Consider the following 19,509-nt stretch of genomic DNA (forward strand, 5'->3'; position numbering starts at 1 on the left):
GGTTTATCAAAAATTAAGTCGTTATCATTTTATTGTTAAAGTTAAATAAAACTAAAATAAAATGATTAAAATTTATAAGATAACCCCATATAAACTGAAGTTAAGATACTATTGTCAACCATTGGGCTATCTGCTGCATCACCGGTTAATTTTTCAATATGGACGCCGCCAAAAGTGGCAATATTATCGGTTAATGTATATTGTGCTACTACTTCCAGATAAGGTGTAAAAGAGCTGTTCGCACTAAAATGATGTAAACCTGATCGGAGCGACTCTTTATTCGACACACCATAGTAATAATTATTATGTTTACTATTAGCCCAACTGACACCAATGGTAGGTGCGATAATTAAATCGCCTTGTATATAAGGTACGGTATAATCAGCATTAAACAAAATGCTATTACTTTCATTAAGCACATCAGCCCCAATACTGGTCGAAAAGCCTCCCCAATCGGTTACGATCGAGTATTCAATTTCAGCCAGTACGGTTGTATGTCGAGTATCAAGTTGTTTGAGTCGATGATTATCTGAATCATGTGGTTTAAATTCATTTGATAAATAGCGGGCACCTAGGGAAATACTTTGGTTATTCTCATTATAAAGATAAAAACCGGCAGATAAATCATCAATAAAAAATAGACCATTATCGTAATCTATATGTGGCACCGGATAAAAACTGGCGCTATAACTTTTATAAGGTGAATTTGACCAACCAACACCGACACCAATTGAAGTGGGATCAGCAAAGGTAAATTGAGTGTAGCCTAGAGTAATGATGGATAATATCGCAATCACACAGCGTTTGTTAGTAAATTTATTGATCCTCATAAACTGACCTATTTATCATCAAATATTATTATGGTTTTGTTAGCTGTGATTTGTCGTCACACAATCTATACATTAAATGTACATTGTAACAATCAATTTTCTTGAATAATAATGCCACATTTTATCGTGTTTGAATATGGATTAGTGAGATAAATTATGAGTAAACCAACTTTAGAAATGATTAATCGTCGTCCTGATGATGCAACACTACTTGCCGACGAAGCAAAATATTGTTCTTTTGGTGATACTGTACACTATGTTGAACCGCCAAAGATTTTTGATGGTTGTGAAGGTAGCTACATGTATGACAAAGAAGGTAAACCTTACCTTGACTTACAAATGTGGTACTCGGCATGTAACTTTGGTTACGCTAATGAGCGTTTAAATAACGTTCTTAAAAAGCAAATTGATACCCTACCACAATGTGCTAGCCAATATTTACACCCAACTAAAATTGAATTAGCTAAAACCATAGCCCAAGGTATGGAACAGCGTTTTGGTTACCAAGGACGAGTCCATTTTAACGTTGGTGGATCACAATGTATTGAAGATTCATTAAAAGTTGTGCGTAATGCAACTGGCGGTAAATCGTTAATGTTTGCTTTCCAAGGTGGTTACCATGGACGTACTTTAGGGGCATCTTCTATTACCTCAAGTTACCGTTATCGTCGTCGTTATGGCCATTTTGGCGATCGTGCAATGTTTGTACCATTCCCTTATCCGTTCCGTCGTCCTAAAGGTATGACGGCAGAAGAATATGGCGAACACTTAGTTGCTGAGTTTGCCCGCCTATTTGAAACAGAGTATCACGGTGTGTGGGATCCGAAAGTAGGACAAGCAGAATACGCAGCATTTTATGCAGAGCCTTTACAAGCAACGGGCGGTTATATTGTTCCACCACGTAACTACTTTAAAGGACTCAAAAAAGTTTTAGATCAATATGGTATCTTATTAGTTGTTGATGAGATCCAAATGGGCTTTTATCGTACAGGTAAACTTTGGTCTATTGAACATTTCGATGTTAAGCCTGATGTTGTGGTGTTTGCTAAAGCATTAACCAATGGTCTAAACCCATTAGGTGGTTTATGGGCTCGTGAAGAGTTGATTAATCCAGAAGTCTTCCCTGTTGGTTCAACGCATTCAACATTTGCCTCAAACCCACTAGGTACGGCAGTTGGTCTTGAAGTGTTAAAAATGACCTCTGAAACTGATTACGAAAAAATGGTTATGGAGAGTGGAGCTTACTTCCTTGAAGGTCTTAAAACACTTGAGAAAAAACATAAAGAAATTGGTGAAGTTGATGGCTTAGGTCTTGCGCTTCGTGCTGAAATTTGTACTGAAGATGGTTTTACAGCTAATAAGGCTTTAGTTGATAAAATGGTTGATATCGGTATGTCAGGCGATCTTGATTGGAAAGGTAACAAAATGGGCTTAGTGCTTGATATTGGTGGTTATTATAAAAACGTCATCACTTTTGCACCGTCTCTACATATTACCCGTCAAGAGATTGATCAAGGTATCGAATTACTTGATCAATTAATTACACGAGCGAAAAAAGAACTTTAATTATTAAATTCTGATCATCCCGTCAACATTCGTTGGCGGGAACACAATTTACACCAATCATTAAAAAATATGAAATATATCAATCAGCTAGAACCTAACGAAATTGTCGAAAATTTTTTATTGCATCCGCCAAAGGATTTTTCGGCATGGATAAATCAAGATGACGTGCCGATGTTTAGTGCTAAGTTTGATTTGTTGACGACTGCTGATGATGATTTTAAACATAAAGTACAAAAATTACCTTTCTACAAAAAATGGCAGCATTGGTTACAACCGAAAACCTGTTTTGTTGGAACAACAGTTTCTGAATATGGATTACTGACTAACAAAGTTACGGCAAAACAGCTGGCAGATGATATAAAAAAAGCTTATACCAAACAATATCCGTTTGTTATTGTTAAAGATCTACCATTAGATTCTCCTTTACTTAGTGAACAAGATAATCAATATTCAACGGCGCTTATTTCTGCTTTAAAAAATTTAGGATTTATTGAAGTTGAAGGGCAGGCTTTGGCTTGGCTTGCTATTGATTTTGATAATATCGATGAGGTTTTCTCGCGTTTTTCTTACAGTCGTCGTAAAAATTTTAGACGTAAATTAAAATCACGGGAAAAACTAGAGATTAATGTTTTAAATAGCGGAGATGACTGTTTTTTTGATCAAGCCATTTTAGATAAATATTATCAACTTTATCTGAATGTCTATGAACAAAGTGAAATTCATTTTGATCAATTAACCAAACCGTTTTTTATTCAATTATTACAAAGTAAATCAGCACAAGCACGTATTTTTACTTATCATCATAATAATGAATTAATTGGATATAATATCTGTTTTGTTGTCAATAATATGCTGGTCGATAAGTATATTGGTATGGTGTATCCACAAGCTAGAGAACTAAATCTCTATTTTGTTAGTTGGTTTGTCAACCTGCAGTACGCTCTTGAACAAGGGTTTAGCCACTATATTGCCGGTTGGACTGATCCTGAAGTGAAAGCATCATTAGGCGCTAATTTTACGCTAACTAAGCATTTAGTTTATATCCGTAACCCATTATTAAGATTCATATTAAGTAAACTGATTGGTCACTTTGAAAGTGACAAGGAGAAAGTAGCATGACATGTCCTGTTATACTTGACTTCGATCAGAGTGTGGGTGAAATAACGCCTGCAACGACTATTGATGTGACAAAATGGCAAGACACTATTCGATTTGGTTGTTCAAAGAAGGCTTTTCGAAAATTTGATGCACAACTTCAACAACTTTTACCGGCACATTATGGAACAGTTTTGCTGGGAAGTGGTGATTATCATCATATTTCACTGTTACTCATTGAGCGTTTAGCTGAGCAATATTCCGCCGACAATCCGATTCAAGTCGTCATTTTTGATAATCATCCGGATAATATGCGTTATTTGTTCGGTATTCATTGTGGTTCATGGGTTAGCTATGTTGCCAGCTTACCCTTTGTTAGCCATGTTCATGTCTTAGGCATCACCTCTAATGATATCGGTCTATCTCATTTTTGGGAAAATAGATGGAAACCACTTTTTCACAAAAAACTGACTTATTGGAGTTTGGATGTCAATGTTAAATGGGCTAAAAAAATTGGTTTAGGTCATGCCTTTCGCCATTTTGATACGCCTGATGATCTGATTGCCGGTTTCTTATCTGAACAGTATCACAGTGCTGAGCCGATCTATCTATCCATTGATAAAGATGCACTAAGTGAGAAAGTCATTCATACCAATTGGGATCAAGGACAACTACAAACCTATCATTTGCTTGATACAATATCATCAATTAAGCAGCGTATTATCGGCAGTGACATTACCGGTGAACTGTCAATTTGGCAACCGGCTAATTGGTTTAAACGTTTGCTTAGTTCGTTAGATAAACAACCCGCCATCTCTCCGGATAAATTAAACGATTGGCAGCAAGAGCAGCATCAGCTTAATTTAACGCTATTAAATGCATTAGCTTAAATAGTAAGGTAACAGCAACAAATAAGTGGCGGCATTGTGATGGTATGCCGCCGACATTATTATCTTTAAGATTTGAATTTAGTGTGAATGGTTATCTTTATTTTGCTTAGCTATCTGACTTTCAGCTAGGGCTAAAAATAAAATTCCCGAAATAATCAGTATGGTGCCAATCAATTTATATAAAGTGATTTGTTCATTAAACAACCAAATCGATGCAATCATTACCGTAACGACTTCAAAATGAGAGGCGGCAAAAGCTGGTCCTACCGGCGCCTTTTTTAATAACGTCATCCAAGTGAAAAACGTTAGTACATACCCGGCAATGGATATATATATCCATGGGTTGGTAAATACTCTTACTAACCATTCAATACTCATTGCCAATGGTTGAGCGTGGATAGCTGTTAATTTAAAGCTACATTGCGCAATAGTGTCAAAAAATAGAAGGACGGTAAAACCAATCAAATAGAATCTAGCCATATTAAGACATCCCAACAAAGATCACACCGGCTGTGATTAGTAACATACCAATGATGCGATAAAACGTGAGTAATTCTTTAAACAGCACTCGACCGACTAACATTATGGTAATAATATTAAACGAGGCAAGCAGTACACCTTGTGATAATGGCACTAAGGTCAAAAATGCTAGCCACAATAAAAATTCTGCAACATACGAGACGATACCGATCCAAATCCAATGATTTTTAGCCAAATCAATCCAATAATACCAACCATCTCGATTGTTTGGCGATATCGCTGCATATTTAAAGGCAACTTGCCCCAAAGTATCAAAACAGATATTGCTGACCCAAAGGAAGATAACTAAAGGTGTCATTATGCTGTTGTTCCTTGCGCAATTTCATTGAAAAATGAAGCACATTCTTTGATAACTTCACGGCGCTGGCTATCGATAGTAATTAAGTGATAACTATCATTGAGTACAACTAATTTTGTGGATCCCGATACCTTTTTTTCAACCAATCTGGCATTAGTATCAATATTGGCAATATCATCATTGCCTGAGTGCATAATCAAACAAGGTGATGTAACTTTAGGCAGTGCTTGACGTACATTTTTAGCTAATAATTGCATTTCTGCTAATGCCGGAAAAGGATTGCCTGCAAGTCCTGCTGATGCCGCATCACCACTTAGCATACTTTCTGAAACTACCGCACGAATTCTTTCATCTTTCAGACCGTAAGGTGGTTTTTCGATAAAAGAGACTTTTTGAAAGAGGCCAAGTTTTTTTAAATAGACCAACAAAAAGAAGAATTTTTTTGCCCAAAAAGGCATACTCCAACCGTCATAATAAAATGTTGGAGCCAACACGCCAACACCTTTAATTTGGTTTGGTCTATCAGCGGCAAGTTTAAGTGCCAGCAGTGCGCCCATGGATAATCCTGCTACAAATAGGTTATCTACGTGTTGAGCCAAATAATCTGCGCCATCTTGCACACTTTTATACCAATCTTGCCATGTTGTTTTACAAAGATCTTCTTCGGTACCACAGTGGCCAGCTAATTGAACGGCATAAACTGTGAATCCTGCTTTATGTAAACCATTAGCTAATATTCGCATCTCATTAGGTGTGCCGGTTAATCCATGAATTAAAAGCACGCCATTTTTATTGCCTGGTAAAAAATAAGATAAATCTTCAATTGTACTCATTATTGTTCCTGTATCATTTTACCATCATAACTGGGATAAGCGCTTGCTGAGACTGTTTTAACGCTTCAGTTACATCAGCAAAACTTTTAATAGCACAGTGCTCAATGTTATTGTTTTCACAATATTGAATAAGTTTGTCTTTGGCAAAAACTAAATCCACATGATGAGACACACAATAGTCAGATGTTCCGTCGCCAACATACAGAATTTGTGGAAAATATTGCTGTTTTTTGACATGATTACATTTGCAATTACCACTTTGTTTGATACAGTCCTTATTTGCATAAGGAAATTCTAAACGCCAGCTTCGCTCATTATCATGCAATAATTTATTGGCAAAAATCGGTAAATTCTCAATACCGTGGCGTTTTAACACAAATTCGATTGCATAATCTAAGCCGTCACTGACAATATGCACCGGAATGTTATTTTTTTCGGTATAATCAACAAAGGATTTAAACGCCGGATCAATTTCAATTTGCGACAAAACTTCGTTAAGCTCTTCTAAACTGGCATCCATTAGTGCGATCTGTTTACTCATACACTCTTGTGAACCAATTTTGCCACTAACCCATAGTTCTTCAAGCTCATCACAGCCATCTTGACCAAAATGGCTTAGCAAAGTATCAGTGACATCTTTAACACTGATTGTGCCATCGAAATCACACAATACAATCGGAGTTCGATGTTGTGCATAAGCTGGAGAAAAAAGATGATTTGCAATTGATGAAAAATTATTCATGTTTAAAATAAAAATAGCCTATTTAAATATATTGGCGCAAATTTTCTCATAGAGTTGCATTAAACTTTGTAGCCTCTTTGTATATATTTTGTAACGAGCAGAAAATTGCCTGTATAATAGAGTCTCTCTAAGTACAAGCTACGGTAATGAGAAAGACTAATGAGTGAACATATATTAATCATCGAAGATGACGAAAAGCTAGCCAATTTAATTCAAGTTTATCTAATTCGACAAGGGTATCTTGTTGATTGGCATAATAGTGGTAAAGGTGCTGAAGAAAAAATCCAGGAAATCAATCCCGACTTGGTCATTTTAGATGTGATGTTACCCGAAAAGTCTGGCTTTGATATCTGCCGAGATATACGAACATGGTTTACCAATTATATTTTGATCATGACAGCTAGCGAAGATAATATCGATGAAATTGTCGGTTTAGAGTTAGGTGCTGATGATTATCTGGCAAAACCGATTGAGCCAAGATTACTGCTGGCCCGTATTCGAGCATTACTGCGTCGCAAACAAATTGAATCTGATAAAGAGAACGCAAAAGATCAAGTTATCACATTAAACAATAAATCCATAATCTTTGATAATCTGATTATTGACGGTGAAAATCGCAAAGTACTACTCGATAATCAAGAGATCGATCTGACTACAGCAGAATTTGATCTACTTTGGTTATTAGCCAGCAATGCCGGCAAAATCTTGTCGCGCGATGATATTTTTTCGCAAGTCAGAGGAATCGATTTTGATGGTAGTGACCGATCGATTGATGCACGTATTTCAAGATTACGTCGCAAACTGCTTGATGATCCGGATAACCCGTCACGAATCAAAACTGTTCGGGGTAAAGGTTATTTATTTATGCGAGAGGGAGATAATCATTGAGACAACTATTAGCTAAACCGCTATTTTTCAATCGTCGTATCGTATTTTATCTTATTATCTTACTTTCATTACAATGTGTCATTGCCTATGGTGCATTATTAGTTTTCGACTCATTGCCTTCATCATTAACTGATATGCCCGATGACCATGTTGTGTTTCGTGAATCACAGCGTGGTACCGTTAACTTGATTCGCAAACAAATTGATGAAAACAAAGATAAACCTCTGCAAGAAGTGGTAAACGAATTACAGCCCTATTTTGGTTATCCAATAAAAGTGTTATCGGCCAAAACGCCATTACCTCATTCGATAAAAAAAGAATTAGAGCAACTCGATTTTGCTTATGATGGCGACAAAGAGGTGGTGTATATGGATCTCAATAATGGCAATATACTCCAATTGGGGCCTATTTTAATGCGTGATATTTTAGAATCAAATACCATGTCATTAAGTGTCTTTCTTATTATTTGGGCGCTGTTTAGCGCAATAGTCTTTTTTATTTTAATCTATTTTGCTTTTAGCGCAGTGTGGAAAGATTTAGTCCATATTAGACAAACCGCTGAGCAACTCGGACAAGGTAACTTAAAGGCTAGAACTCATAATGTTAAAGGCTGGTTGTTTAAACCACTCGCCAATGTTCTCAATAACATGGGAACCCATATCGAACATTTAGTGAGTACCAATCAAACCATTTCTCATGCTATGGCGCATGAGCTAAGAACACCTTTGGCACGAATGCGTTTTGAATTAAGTATGCTTGAAGAAAGTGATAATGAGCAGGAAAAGCGACAGCTTCAAAAAGGGATAAGTGATGATATTAATGAACTTGAAACGCTGATTAATGCCAGCTTAAGTTACTTTAAGATGCATCAAAATAATATCGAATTAAATTATACAACTGTCTCGTTAAAACAGTTAGGCGAAAAGATTTGCCAATCGCTAGAATTATTTAAACCGCAAGGTTTTGAATTAGCCTGTAATTGCCAAGATGCACGGGCTAGCGTTGATATAAACCTTGTTGAAACGATTGTTAAAAATTTATTACTCAATGCGTTTAAGTATGCAGCGCATAAAGCGGTATTAAATATATCTAAACAAGAAAATAGAGTCATTTTTGAAATTGATGACGACGGTGCCGGGATCCCATTTGATGCCCGTGAAAAAATCTTTATGCCATTTGCTAGACTCGATACCAGTCGAACTCGTTCAACGGGGGGATATGGTCTTGGGTTAGCTTATGTAAAATTAATGGCAGAATTTCATGGTGGTAAAGCCTTTGTCGTCACCAGCCCGCTGGGTGGTGCCAGATTTGTTGTTTCTTTAAAATCGGGTGATGAGTAAGCTATCGTTATTGTCATGAGTCTAAAATAGCTCATCAACCAAACCGAGTCAAAATAGTGATTTGCTGACTATTTTGTGGGCTTAATGACAAATAAAAACGCAAAATTAAATAGTGTTTTTTATTATCGCCAGCTATTAACTCAGTTAGGATTGCAGCCATGCGCTTTGTCAAAAAACGTCACTCATATGCGATTGTTATCGCTTAGTAACACTCAATCGTTTTGAGTAAAAATAGTCAGTTACGCACAATTAAAAGTATGATCAACAATATTTAAGAATGATGCATTAGATATTATTCTTGACAAGAAGTTTCAGAAAATGGGGGTGTTTAAGCAAAAAATATTTGAGCGAATTTAAATACCCGGTTTTCCCATTTCAGAAAAACAAAAAATTTGTTATATTCTTTGGTCAAAATGATAAAGATGACAAAACTAAGTTTAAATTCGTCATTAGTAAACAAATAATCAGAGGTTTTTTATGAGCGGTTCACTACCGACAGAGACTGAAACTCGTCCAACTAACTTTATACGTCAAATTATTGATGCCGATCTGGCTGCTGGAAAATATAAAACCACGCATACCCGTTTTCCGCCTGAACCGAATGGTTATTTACATATCGGTCATGCTAAATCAATCTGCTTAAATTTTGGCATAGCCCAAGATTATCAGGGTAAATGTAATTTACGTTTTGATGATACCAACCCGGCTAAAGAAGATATTGAATATGTTGAATCTATCAAAGAAGATGTACGTTGGTTAGGTTTCCAGTGGGACGGTGAAATCTGTTACTCATCTGATTATTTTGATCGACTTTATGAGTATGCCATTGAGCTAATAAATAAGGGGCTTGCTTACGTAGATGAACTTTCAGCCGATGAGATTCGTCAGTATCGCGGTACGCTTACTGAGCCGGGTAAAAATAGCCCATACCGTGATCGAAGTATCGATGAAAATTTAGCGCTATTTATTCAAATGAAAGAAGGCAAATTTGCTGAAGGGAAAGCTTGCCTAAGAGCCAAAATTGATATGGCTTCGCCGTTTATTGTGATGCGTGATCCGGTGCTCTATCGAATTAAATTTGCTGAACATCATCAAACCGGTAATAAATGGTGTATCTACCCAATGTATGATTTTACTCACTGTATTTCTGATGCGATTGAAAATATCACTCACTCACTTTGTACACTTGAGTTTCAAGACAATCGTCGCTTATATGATTGGGTATTAGATAATATTACAATTGAAGCTCGACCTCATCAATATGAGTTCTCACGATTAAATTTAGAGTACGCAATTACTTCAAAACGTAAATTAACTCAATTGGTATCAGAAAAAATAGTTGATGGCTGGAATGATCCACGTATGCCTACGGTATCGGGTCTTCGTCGTCGTGGTTATACACCTGCTTCGATTCGAGAGTTTTGTCGTCGTATAGGGGTCACTAAACAAGAAAATACTGTCGAAATGAGTACATTAGAATTTTGTATACGTGAAGACCTTAACGAAAATGCACCTAGAGCAATGGCAGTCCTTGATCCGGTTAAGGTTGTTATTGAAAACTTCTCCGATACTATTGATGAAGTCCTTAGCTGCCCAAATCACCCTAATCGTCCTGAATTAGGTAATCGAGAAGTGACATTTACTCGTGAAATTTATATTGATCGTGCCGATTTTAGAGAAGAAGCAAACAAAAATTACAAACGCTTAGTGTTAGGTAAGGAAGTGCGTTTACGTAATGCCTATGTCATTCGGGCTGATCGAGTTGAAAAAGATGCGCAAGGCAATATTCAAACTATTTTTTGTAGTTATGATCCCGATACCTTAAACAAAAATCCGCAAGACGGTCGTAAAATTAAAGGGGTTATTCATTGGGTGTCAGCTAAATTTGCTAAACCGGCTGAAATCCGTCTATATGATCGCTTATTTAATACGCCAAATCCGGGAGCTGCGGAAGATTTCTTATCCACTATTAACCCAGCTTCTTTAGAAATCAAACAAGGCTTTGTTGAGCCAAACTTACAAAATGCTAAAGTTGGTCAAGCATATCAATTTGAACGTGAAGGTTACTTTTGTTTAGACAGTAAATATGCAACTGAAGATCATTTAGTCTTTAATCGAACAGTAGGTTTGAGAGATAGCTCTAACGTAGCATAATTTATAATCATTGCCGACCGATGTCGGCAATTTTTCTTTTTCAATTTTTTATTAAACAAATTTAAAAAAATTTTGTTTGAGATAAAAATTGCTGATCGCATAAGACCTTTGCGGTTAATCTTCCATTGACGATATCTATTGGGCAGACACGTTAATAACGCATCTGCCCCCTGTTGATTACTTTATGATTAATTTTATTCTTTATCCTTAGCGTTGTTTTCGGAAGGTAATGGTGCACAATAACCAATAATCAACATAAACAAAGCGAGGCCAATAAAGGCTAATGCATTGGCCAATCTATCGAGTTCGTTGTAATCAACAAATATCGATTTTATGATAACTATCGCTTGAATACTTACCCCGGTATACCAAATACTCCGCTTTGAAAAATGATTGCCAATGATGACTAATATCACTGCACTTAACATCCAAAATAGTGAAATTGATACCTGTATGAGATTATCTTGCCATAAATAAAGAGCTGGCCAAACTGTATCTGTTGCTTGGGCTAAAGCATGCAGTAAAATACTATTTACCCAGAAAAAAATAAGCAAGTTAAGTAGTATCTTTGAAGTATTCAAAGAAATATTATCCGTATCTAATTGTAAAATATGTTCCTTAACTTTTATCCAAATGCTGAGCATTATTATGCCAAAAATGGCACAGGCCTCTAATGGATTAAATATTGGGATAACATAACCGTGAATGATATCTCTACTCAAGATAAGTCCTACGGACAACTGGTATACTATCAAGATAACGACAGGCAGTAGACCGACTGTCCAATAATATTTCAAAAGTGATTGTTTTGCCGTGGTTTGGTACTTAATGAGTAGATAGAAAATTAAAATAATACAACTTTCACAAGTCATGATAATGCACCATTTCAGCGAATAACATTCTACTAATTGATTAATTAAATGCATTATCTCACGATAGAATCCAATTAAAATCATAAAAAATAAACTAAGATGCAATAAAATAAGTAATACATGAATAGTTTGATTTGCTGATTGAACATTATTATTGGTGGTCAATTTTTTAAGACTATCTAAATAATAGTAACAACTAATTAGGGCAATAACCCAAACTAAATTCCAAATATCAAAATTTAAATAGTAGTAGTGATAGAATTTACTAAACAACAATATTGAAGGTATAACAAACCATAAAATAAAGACTGAATACCTGAGCGCTTGCCAATTAAGTATCTTGCCAAGTAAATACCATAACCAAGTTGATACTGTAAAGCCTAACAGATAAGGCATAAGTATTGATGGCATATTATAATTGGTAATTATAGCTGCGCTAATTGCTATCATTGCAATCCATATTGCTATTGTAAAAACTAAATACCCTATTTTAATAAACATAACATAATCGATATTCTTTGCATAATAATGCCATAAACATCCGTTAATTAATAAAGTTAAGCTAGTTATACTCAAGATTGAAATGGTTAAAATATTATTAGACTCTGTCGTTTCAATAGCCCCACATGTATAAATGAAACTTATGAAAATAATAATGATATTTAATGCAGCCATACGATAGCTTTTTTTAGTTAACATTATCCAGCCCACTGCGCTTCCACCGAGTAATATAACCAAAGAAGTTAAAGACATATCGACGACGAATAGTACGATGAGTGAGCAAAAGGTAACACCAATAGCAAGCCATGATAAAAAGAGGTTTTTTTCAGATGTTAACCACAGACGAAATATAAGATAAGCGCCAATAATATAAAAAAGGCCAAAAGCTAATGCTGAGACTAATGGTCCAAACTGCCATTGACAGGTAATGGAATATTGCAAAATAAAACCTAACAATGGTGTACCAAATAGTAAAATAAAATCACCCCAATTTGGATGACGTTGATGCGTCTGCGTTTTTGTCAAAGGTAATAAAGTCGCCAAAATACCGTAAATTAGCATATTAACAATGATATATATCTGCCATTGTGTATAAATTTCAGGACGAAAGTGCTCTTTTAATATGAAAATTTGTGGAATAAAAGAGAAGAAAAAACCAATTAAAATAAGGATTCGCCAGGATTGAATAATATTAATAACCAAAATAAGACTTGATAATATTAGATAATAGCTAAATAACACAATCAAATTATCCAAGCTATTGGATAAAACCATGGGCGCCAGATAGCCACCGATAAACGCAATGAAAGTTAAAGTTTGCGCTTTTTGTAAAACAGCAAATAAAATATTCACTGCACAAATCAGTACTAACAATAGAAAAGCCAGTGTTAATGGTATAAATCCATACAATAGGTAGGCGGCAAAGGTAATAAGGTATAAAATAGCAATGGCACCACCTTGTAAAATAGCGGCATATATTTTACGTTTATGTCTTAATTTCCAACCAATTATTAATAAACCAAAACTGATAACTAACGCACCCAAAATTATTAACTCAGGGGTAATTTGTTGATGTTGAAAAATATAATTAAATAAAGAACTCAATCCTAAAAAAAGTATCGCAATACCCAGTTGAGTAATCTTATTTCCGATGATAAACCAACTAAAGAGCTTATAACTGAAACTAGTTTTAACTACTCGATGAGATTTATTGAGCTTATTTGCCGCTTTATTATTTTGATCACTATTTATAGATGAGGCGTGATGATTAATCTTTGTCTCTGTGGCTATTTGACTGGATTTGTTAGTACTATCTATTTGTGAGGTCATTGATAGTGATTGTTTATCTAAAGTTGCACAATCTAACGGCTTACAATTGTTTCTATCTGCAACGATATTCTCTAGCGTAAGCTGTGATAGCTTTTTTTGTAACTCAGCCACTTGTTCTTGTTGAACAGTAATATACTGTTTCAAAAAAGCAATAATACAAAGTAAAACAATGATGATTATAAAAACGAGTAAAGCAAAAATAAACTCCACTTTATTATTCCTTATATTTTAGAATGGGTACTAATGAATGATCTTTGTTTTAATTATTAGTTAGAAAAGAGGCTAATTTTTTATCTTAATCTACAGTAAATCCTTAATTACTCAATAGAATGATTAAATTTCATACTTACCTAATAATATTAAGTCGCTTAAAGAGCGTAACTAAAAGTATTTTGACTACAAAATATTGCAAAGCAATATATACAATATTGTATTAGATTTATCAGCATCGATTAATAAAACCAGACACTTTTTAGAAAAAATATCTGTTGTTTTAATTATAGCCAGCTCATTGACTTTCTTTTATAATATTGCTCTATTTTTACCTGTTTTGGCTTAAAAAGAGTACTTAGCATGAAAATTTTAGCTGGTTCTTCTGCTTTATCTGCATTTCGTATTAGTAAAATCCTATCCGCATGCCGTGAAAAATCGATTCCTGTTATCAATATTGAGGCGCAATATTTGCATTTTGTTGATTTAGTTGAGGAATTAAATTCAACTCAACAAGCAACGCTCGAAAGATTATTACAATATGGTCCTAAAAGCGCTCAAATTGATATTTTGGATAAATCCAACAAAACGCTATATTTAGTTACCCCAAGAACAGGAACTATTTCACCATGGTCTTCTAAAGCCACCGACATTGCGCATAACTGTGGTTTAACCCAAATCCATCGCATAGAACGTGGCATTGCCTATTATGTTCAAGTTGATTCATCATTAACAGCGGCACAAAAAAGTGATTTTTTGGCACTCATTCATGACCGCATGATGGAAACGGTATTAACTTCTTTGGAACAAGCAGAATTATTATTTAAAGTTAAATCACCAGCACCTGTTACTACCATTGATCTGCTCGCGCAAGGTCGTAAGGCTTTGGAAGTAGCAAATGTTAAACTAGGTTTAGCATTAGCACCTGATGAAATCGACTATTTAGTTGAAAGCTTCCAAAAACTTAATCGCAATCCAACGGATGTAGAGCTTTACATGTTTGCGCAGGCTAACTCAGAACATTGCCGACATAAAATATTCAATGCTGATTGGATTATTGATGGTCAAAAACAGTCTAAATCGTTATTTAAGATGATCAAAAATACATTTGAAAAAACGCCAGACTATGTTTCATCTGCTTATAAAGATAATGCAGCGGTTATGGACGGCTCTCAAGTCGGGCGTTTTTTTGCTGATAGTGAGAATCAAACTTACCAATATCATCAAGAATATGCCGATATTTTGATGAAAGTTGAAACCCATAACCATCCAACAGCAATATCACCTTGGCCGGGAGCGGCAACCGGAAGTGGTGGTGAAATTCGCGATGAAGGCGCAACCGGGCGTGGAGCAAAACCTAAAGCCGGTTTAGTAGGCTTTTCCGTATCTAATTTGCGTATCCCCAACTTTGAGCAGCCGTGGGAACAAGATTTTGGTAAACCAGATCGCATTGTGACGGCGCTTGATATTATGATTGATGGCCCATTAGGTGGGGCGGCATTTAATAATGAGTTTGGTCGACCTGCATTGTTGGGATATTTCCGTACCTATGAAGAACACGTTAACAGTTATAACGGTTATGAACTGCGTGGTTATCACAAGCCGATTATGCTGGCTGGAGGAATGGGAAATATTCGTCGTGAACACATTCAAAAAGGCGAGTTTCCTGCTGGCTCTAAATTGATTGTTTTAGGTGGGCCAGCAATGAATATTGGGTTAGGCGGTGGTGCAGCCTCATCGATGACATCGGGTCAATCTGATGCCGATCTCGATTTTGCCTCCGTTCAACGTGATAATCCGGAAATGGAGCGCCGTTGTCAGGAGGTGATCGACCGTTGTTGGCAGCTAGGCAAAGATAACCCGATATTATTTATTCATGATGTTGGTGCTGGTGGCTTATCCAATGCTATGCCAGAGTTAGTAAGCGACGGTGGTTGTGGCGGTCAATTTGAATTGCGTAAAATTTTGAATGATGAACCCGGTATGACACCACTCGAAATTTGGTGTAATGAGTCGCAAGAACGTTATGTTCTGGCAATACATCCTGATAGTCTAGATTTGTTCGATAAGCTTTGCCAACGTGAACGAGCGCCTTATGCGGTCATTGGTGAAGCCACTTCTAACAAATCAGTTAAGTTACATGATGAATATTTTAATAATAATCCGATCGATTTACCGCTGGATGTATTATTGGGTAAAACACCTAAAATGTTAAGAGACGTCAAAACTTATCAAGCGTCTGGTGATAATTTCTCAACTACTGACATAAATCTCTATGATGCTGTAAAGCGTGTATTACATTTACCCACTGTTGCCGAAAAAACATTTTTAATCACCATTGGTGACCGCTCTGTGACTGGCATGGTTGCTCGAGATCAGATGATTGGTCCTTGGCAAGTTCCGGTAGCGGATTGTGCCGTAACAACCGCCAGTTTAGATAGTTATTATGGTGAAGCTATGTCAATGGGTGAGCGTGCACCGGTTGCATTACTAAACTTTGCCGCATCAGCAAGGTTAGCGGTAGGCGAAGCCATTACCAATATAGCGGCAACTAATATTGGTGATATTAAACGCATCAAGCTTTCAGCAAACTGGATGGCAGCAGCGGGGCATCCCGGTGAAGATGCGGGGCTTTATCAAGCGGTTAAAGCCATTGGGGAAGAGCTGTGTCCGGCTTTAGGATTAGCGATCCCTGTTGGCAAAGATTCCATGTCAATGAAAACAACATGGCAACAAAATGGCGAACAAAGATCAGTGACATCGCCATTATCATTAATTATCTCAGCTTTTGCGCGAGTTGAAGATGTCCGTAAAACAGTGACACCACAGCTCAGCACAAATGTTGATAATACGTTATTGCTAATCGATCTCTCTAAAGGTCATCAGGCGTTAGGTGCCACCGCACTCGCTCAAGTTTATCGAAGTTTAGGACAAAAAACGGCCGATGTGCATGATGCCAAAGAGCTTGCCGCTTTCTATCAAGCAATACAAAGCCTTGTTGCTCAAGATATGCTCTTGGCTTACCATGATCGTTCTGATGGTGGATTAGTTGTGACATTAGCAGAAATGGCTTTTGCAGGCCATTGTGGCATTGATGTTGATATTACTACACTAGGCCATGACTTTATTGCCTCGTTATTTAACGAAGAGTTAGGTGCTGTTATTCAAGTTGCTAATGATCGTTTAGATGATGTCATGGCTTGTTTTAATCGCTTTGGTTTATCGCATGCAGTTCATTTTCTGGGGCAAGCAAAAGTTGGACAACAATTTATTGTACGAAATAAATCAGCGGTCATTTATAGTGAATCACGTTTAACGCTTCGTACATGGTGGGCACAAACGACGTGGCAAATGCAACGTTTACGAGATAATCCGCAATGTGCTGATCAAGAGTATCAAACAAAACAAGATGAAAGCGATCCGGGGCTAAATGTAAAATTAACCTTCGATTTGCAAGATGATATTGCCGCTCCTTATATTGTTAAAGGCATAAAACCAAAAGTTGCCATTTTACGTGAACAAGGGGTTAACTCTCATGTTGAAATGGCAGCAGCGTTTGACAGAGCAGGTTTTGAAGCAATTGATGTCCATATGACGGATCTATTAAAAGGTCGAGTATCGCTAAATCAATTTAAGACGCTAGTTGCCTGTGGCGGATTCTCTTATGGGGATGTTCTAGGTGCAGGTGAAGGCTGGGCTAAATCAATACTGTTTAATGAACAAGTGCGTAATGAATTTGCACAGTTCTTTGAGCGAAATGACACATTATCGTTAGGGGTGTGTAATGGCTGTCAAATGATGTCCAATTTAAAAGATCTTATCCCTGGCGCTCAGTTATGGCCACGTTTTGTGCGAAATGTGTCAGAGCGCTTCGAAGCACGCTTTAGTTTAGTTCAAATCCAACAAAGTCCTTCTTTACTGTTTAGCGATATGGCTGGCTCACATATGCCAATCGCTGTTTCGCATGGTGAAGGGCATGTTGAAGTGAAAGATGAAGCGCACCTAGCTAATTTAGAAGCGTCAAACTTAATTGTTTTACGTTATATCGATAACTTTGGGCAAGTTACTGAGCAGTATCCTGCTAATCCAAATGGCTCACCAAATGGTATCACAGCGGTAACGTCGCAAGATGGGCGTGCAACGATTATGATGCCTCATCCTGAGCGGGTATTTAGAACTGTGACCAATTCTTGGCATCCTGATAATTGGGGGGAAGATAGCCCTTGGATGCGCATATTCCGTAACGCGCGTAAACAACTTGGATAATAAAATCGCCGACACTTTGTCGGCGATACTATATCATTGGTCATAAAACCATTAAATTTTAGGTGGCTGTTTTTGCCTGTCAGTAAGTGGCTTAGCTAAAAGGGTATCCATTTTTCGTAATAACTGATCAGTTGTTTCCCAACTAATACAAGCATCTGTTACTGATACCCCATATTTAAAGTTTTCTTTGGGTTGCTCAGAAGACTGATTCCCTTCATTCAAATTACTTTCAATCATCACACCAATAATTGAGTTATTGCCATGTTCAATTTGCTCAATAATTGAGTTGGCCACAATTGGCTGGTTGCGATAATCTTTATTTGAATTAGCGTGGCTACAATCGATCATTAAGTTTGGTAATAGCCCGGCTTTTTGCATTTGAATTTCACACAGTGCGACATTTTCAGCATCATAATTAGGTGTTTTGCCGCCACGTAAAATGACATGACCATGTGGATTGCCTAATGTTTGTAATACAGTTACTTGACCTTGTTGATTGATGCCCACAAAACGATGCCCCATTGAAGCCGATTTCATGGCATTAATTGCAACATCTAAGCTACCGTCAGTCCCATTTTTAAAACCGACAGGCATTGATAGACCCGATGCCATTTCCCGATGTGTTTGCGATTCCGTTGTTCGTGCTCCAATAGCTGCCCAACTAATCAAATCGCCAATATATTGGGGAGTATTAGGATCTAATGCTTCTGTTGCAATAGGTAAACCAATTTTTGTGATATCAAGAAGTAACTTACGTGCTTTTTTTAGACCATGTTCAATATCAAACGAACTATCCATATGGGGATCGTTTATCATCCCTTTCCAACCAACAGTCGTTCTTGGTTTTTCAAAATATACTCGCATAACGATAAATAGGTTATCTTTAACTTCATCGGCAAGCTTCTTAAGTTTATGAGCATATTCTATTGCTGCCTCAGGATCATGTATCGAGCAAGGACCACAAACAATAAGTAATCGATGATCACGACGTTCTAAAATATCGACAATCGTTTGACGAGAAGATGCAATTTGATTTTCTAATTCAACTGACAGTGGGTAAAGCTTTTTTATTTCTTCTGGTGTTACCAACATATGTTCGTCATGGATTCGGACATTATTCAGTGTATCTTTTAACATTTTTATTTTCCTTGTTAA

Annotated in this window: 14 protein-coding genes; 7 read left to right on the top strand and 7 right to left on the bottom strand. The window is 36.6% G+C overall.

Features of this window, described 5'->3' with window-relative positions; translation table 11 throughout:
* Nucleotides 1-65: 65 nt before the first annotated feature.
* Entirely contained in the window at nucleotides 66-830 is a 765-nt protein-coding gene (locus GYM74_RS01345; RefSeq protein ID WP_220218711.1) for a MipA/OmpV family protein, read from the bottom strand.
* 156 nt (nucleotides 831-986) lie between these two features.
* Between GYM74_RS01345 and GYM74_RS01350 the strand changes: the two genes are divergently transcribed.
* From GYM74_RS01350 to GYM74_RS01360, 3 genes are all read left to right on the top strand, one after another.
* Nucleotides 987-2,396 carry an aspartate aminotransferase family protein gene (locus tag GYM74_RS01350; RefSeq protein ID WP_220218712.1) on the top strand — a complete coding sequence of 470 codons (1,410 nt, stop codon included), beginning with the start codon at nucleotides 987-989 and terminating at the stop codon, nucleotides 2,394-2,396.
* Nucleotides 2,397-2,465: 69 nt separating this feature from the next.
* Entirely contained in the window at nucleotides 2,466-3,515 is a 1,050-nt protein-coding gene (locus GYM74_RS01355) for a GNAT family N-acetyltransferase (protein WP_220218713.1), read from the top strand.
* Entirely contained in the window at nucleotides 3,512-4,381 is an 870-nt protein-coding gene (locus tag GYM74_RS01360; RefSeq protein WP_220218714.1) for an arginase family protein, read from the top strand. The genes GYM74_RS01355 and GYM74_RS01360 overlap by 4 nt, the downstream gene beginning before the upstream one ends.
* A 78-nt stretch (nucleotides 4,382-4,459) precedes the next feature.
* On the opposite strand, the gene GYM74_RS01365 is transcribed toward GYM74_RS01360, so the two are convergent.
* From GYM74_RS01365 to GYM74_RS01380, 4 genes are read right to left on the bottom strand one after another with little or no spacing between them, the layout of a single operon-like run.
* On the bottom strand, nucleotides 4,460-4,861 hold the full coding sequence (locus tag GYM74_RS01365) for a multidrug efflux SMR transporter (RefSeq protein ID WP_220218715.1): 402 nt from the start codon (nucleotides 4,859-4,861) through the stop codon (nucleotides 4,460-4,462).
* Between the two features lies 1 nt (nucleotide 4,862).
* Nucleotides 4,863-5,219, bottom strand: a complete 357-nt coding sequence (locus tag GYM74_RS01370; RefSeq protein WP_220218716.1) for an EamA family transporter — start codon at nucleotides 5,217-5,219, stop codon at nucleotides 4,863-4,865.
* On the bottom strand, nucleotides 5,219-6,052 hold the full coding sequence (locus GYM74_RS01375) for a carboxylesterase (RefSeq protein WP_220218717.1): 834 nt from the start codon (nucleotides 6,050-6,052) through the stop codon (nucleotides 5,219-5,221). Before GYM74_RS01375 ends, GYM74_RS01370 begins: the two co-directional genes overlap by 1 nt.
* A gap of 13 nt (nucleotides 6,053-6,065) precedes the next feature.
* Entirely contained in the window at nucleotides 6,066-6,794 is a 729-nt protein-coding gene (locus GYM74_RS01380) for an MtnX-like HAD-IB family phosphatase (protein WP_220218718.1), read from the bottom strand.
* A 159-nt stretch (nucleotides 6,795-6,953) separates the two neighbouring features.
* On the opposite strand from GYM74_RS01380, the gene GYM74_RS01385 reads away from it, so the two are divergent.
* From GYM74_RS01385 to glnS, 3 genes are all read left to right on the top strand, one after another.
* Complete coding sequence (locus GYM74_RS01385) at nucleotides 6,954-7,682, top strand: winged helix-turn-helix domain-containing protein (protein ID WP_220218719.1); 729 nt, start codon at nucleotides 6,954-6,956, stop codon at nucleotides 7,680-7,682.
* Nucleotides 7,679-9,022 (top strand): ATP-binding protein, encoded by a 1,344-nt coding sequence (locus GYM74_RS01390; protein WP_220218720.1) that lies wholly within the window; start codon nucleotides 7,679-7,681, stop codon nucleotides 9,020-9,022. The genes GYM74_RS01385 and GYM74_RS01390 overlap by 4 nt, the downstream gene beginning before the upstream one ends.
* Before the next feature lie 477 nt (nucleotides 9,023-9,499).
* Nucleotides 9,500-11,176, top strand: a complete 1,677-nt coding sequence (glnS, locus tag GYM74_RS01395) for a glutamine--tRNA ligase (protein ID WP_220218721.1) — start codon at nucleotides 9,500-9,502, stop codon at nucleotides 11,174-11,176.
* A gap of 194 nt (nucleotides 11,177-11,370) precedes the next feature.
* Here glnS and GYM74_RS01400 read toward each other — a convergent pair whose 3' ends face one another.
* Entirely contained in the window at nucleotides 11,371-14,088 is a 2,718-nt protein-coding gene (locus GYM74_RS01400; RefSeq protein ID WP_220218722.1) for a DUF2339 domain-containing protein, read from the bottom strand.
* Nucleotides 14,089-14,451: 363 nt separating this feature from the next.
* Between GYM74_RS01400 and purL the strand changes: the two genes are divergently transcribed.
* Nucleotides 14,452-18,354, top strand: a complete 3,903-nt coding sequence (purL, locus tag GYM74_RS01405; protein ID WP_220218723.1) for a phosphoribosylformylglycinamidine synthase — start codon at nucleotides 14,452-14,454, stop codon at nucleotides 18,352-18,354.
* A 51-nt stretch (nucleotides 18,355-18,405) separates the two neighbouring features.
* Here purL and GYM74_RS01410 read toward each other — a convergent pair whose 3' ends face one another.
* Nucleotides 18,406-19,491 carry a 3-deoxy-7-phosphoheptulonate synthase gene (locus GYM74_RS01410; RefSeq protein WP_220218724.1) on the bottom strand — a complete coding sequence of 362 codons (1,086 nt, stop codon included), beginning with the start codon at nucleotides 19,489-19,491 and terminating at the stop codon, nucleotides 18,406-18,408.
* Nucleotides 19,492-19,509 lie beyond the last annotated feature (18 nt).

This window comes from Gilliamella sp. ESL0405 (assembly GCF_019469205.1).
Classification (GTDB): domain Bacteria; phylum Pseudomonadota; class Gammaproteobacteria; order Enterobacterales; family Orbaceae; genus Gilliamella.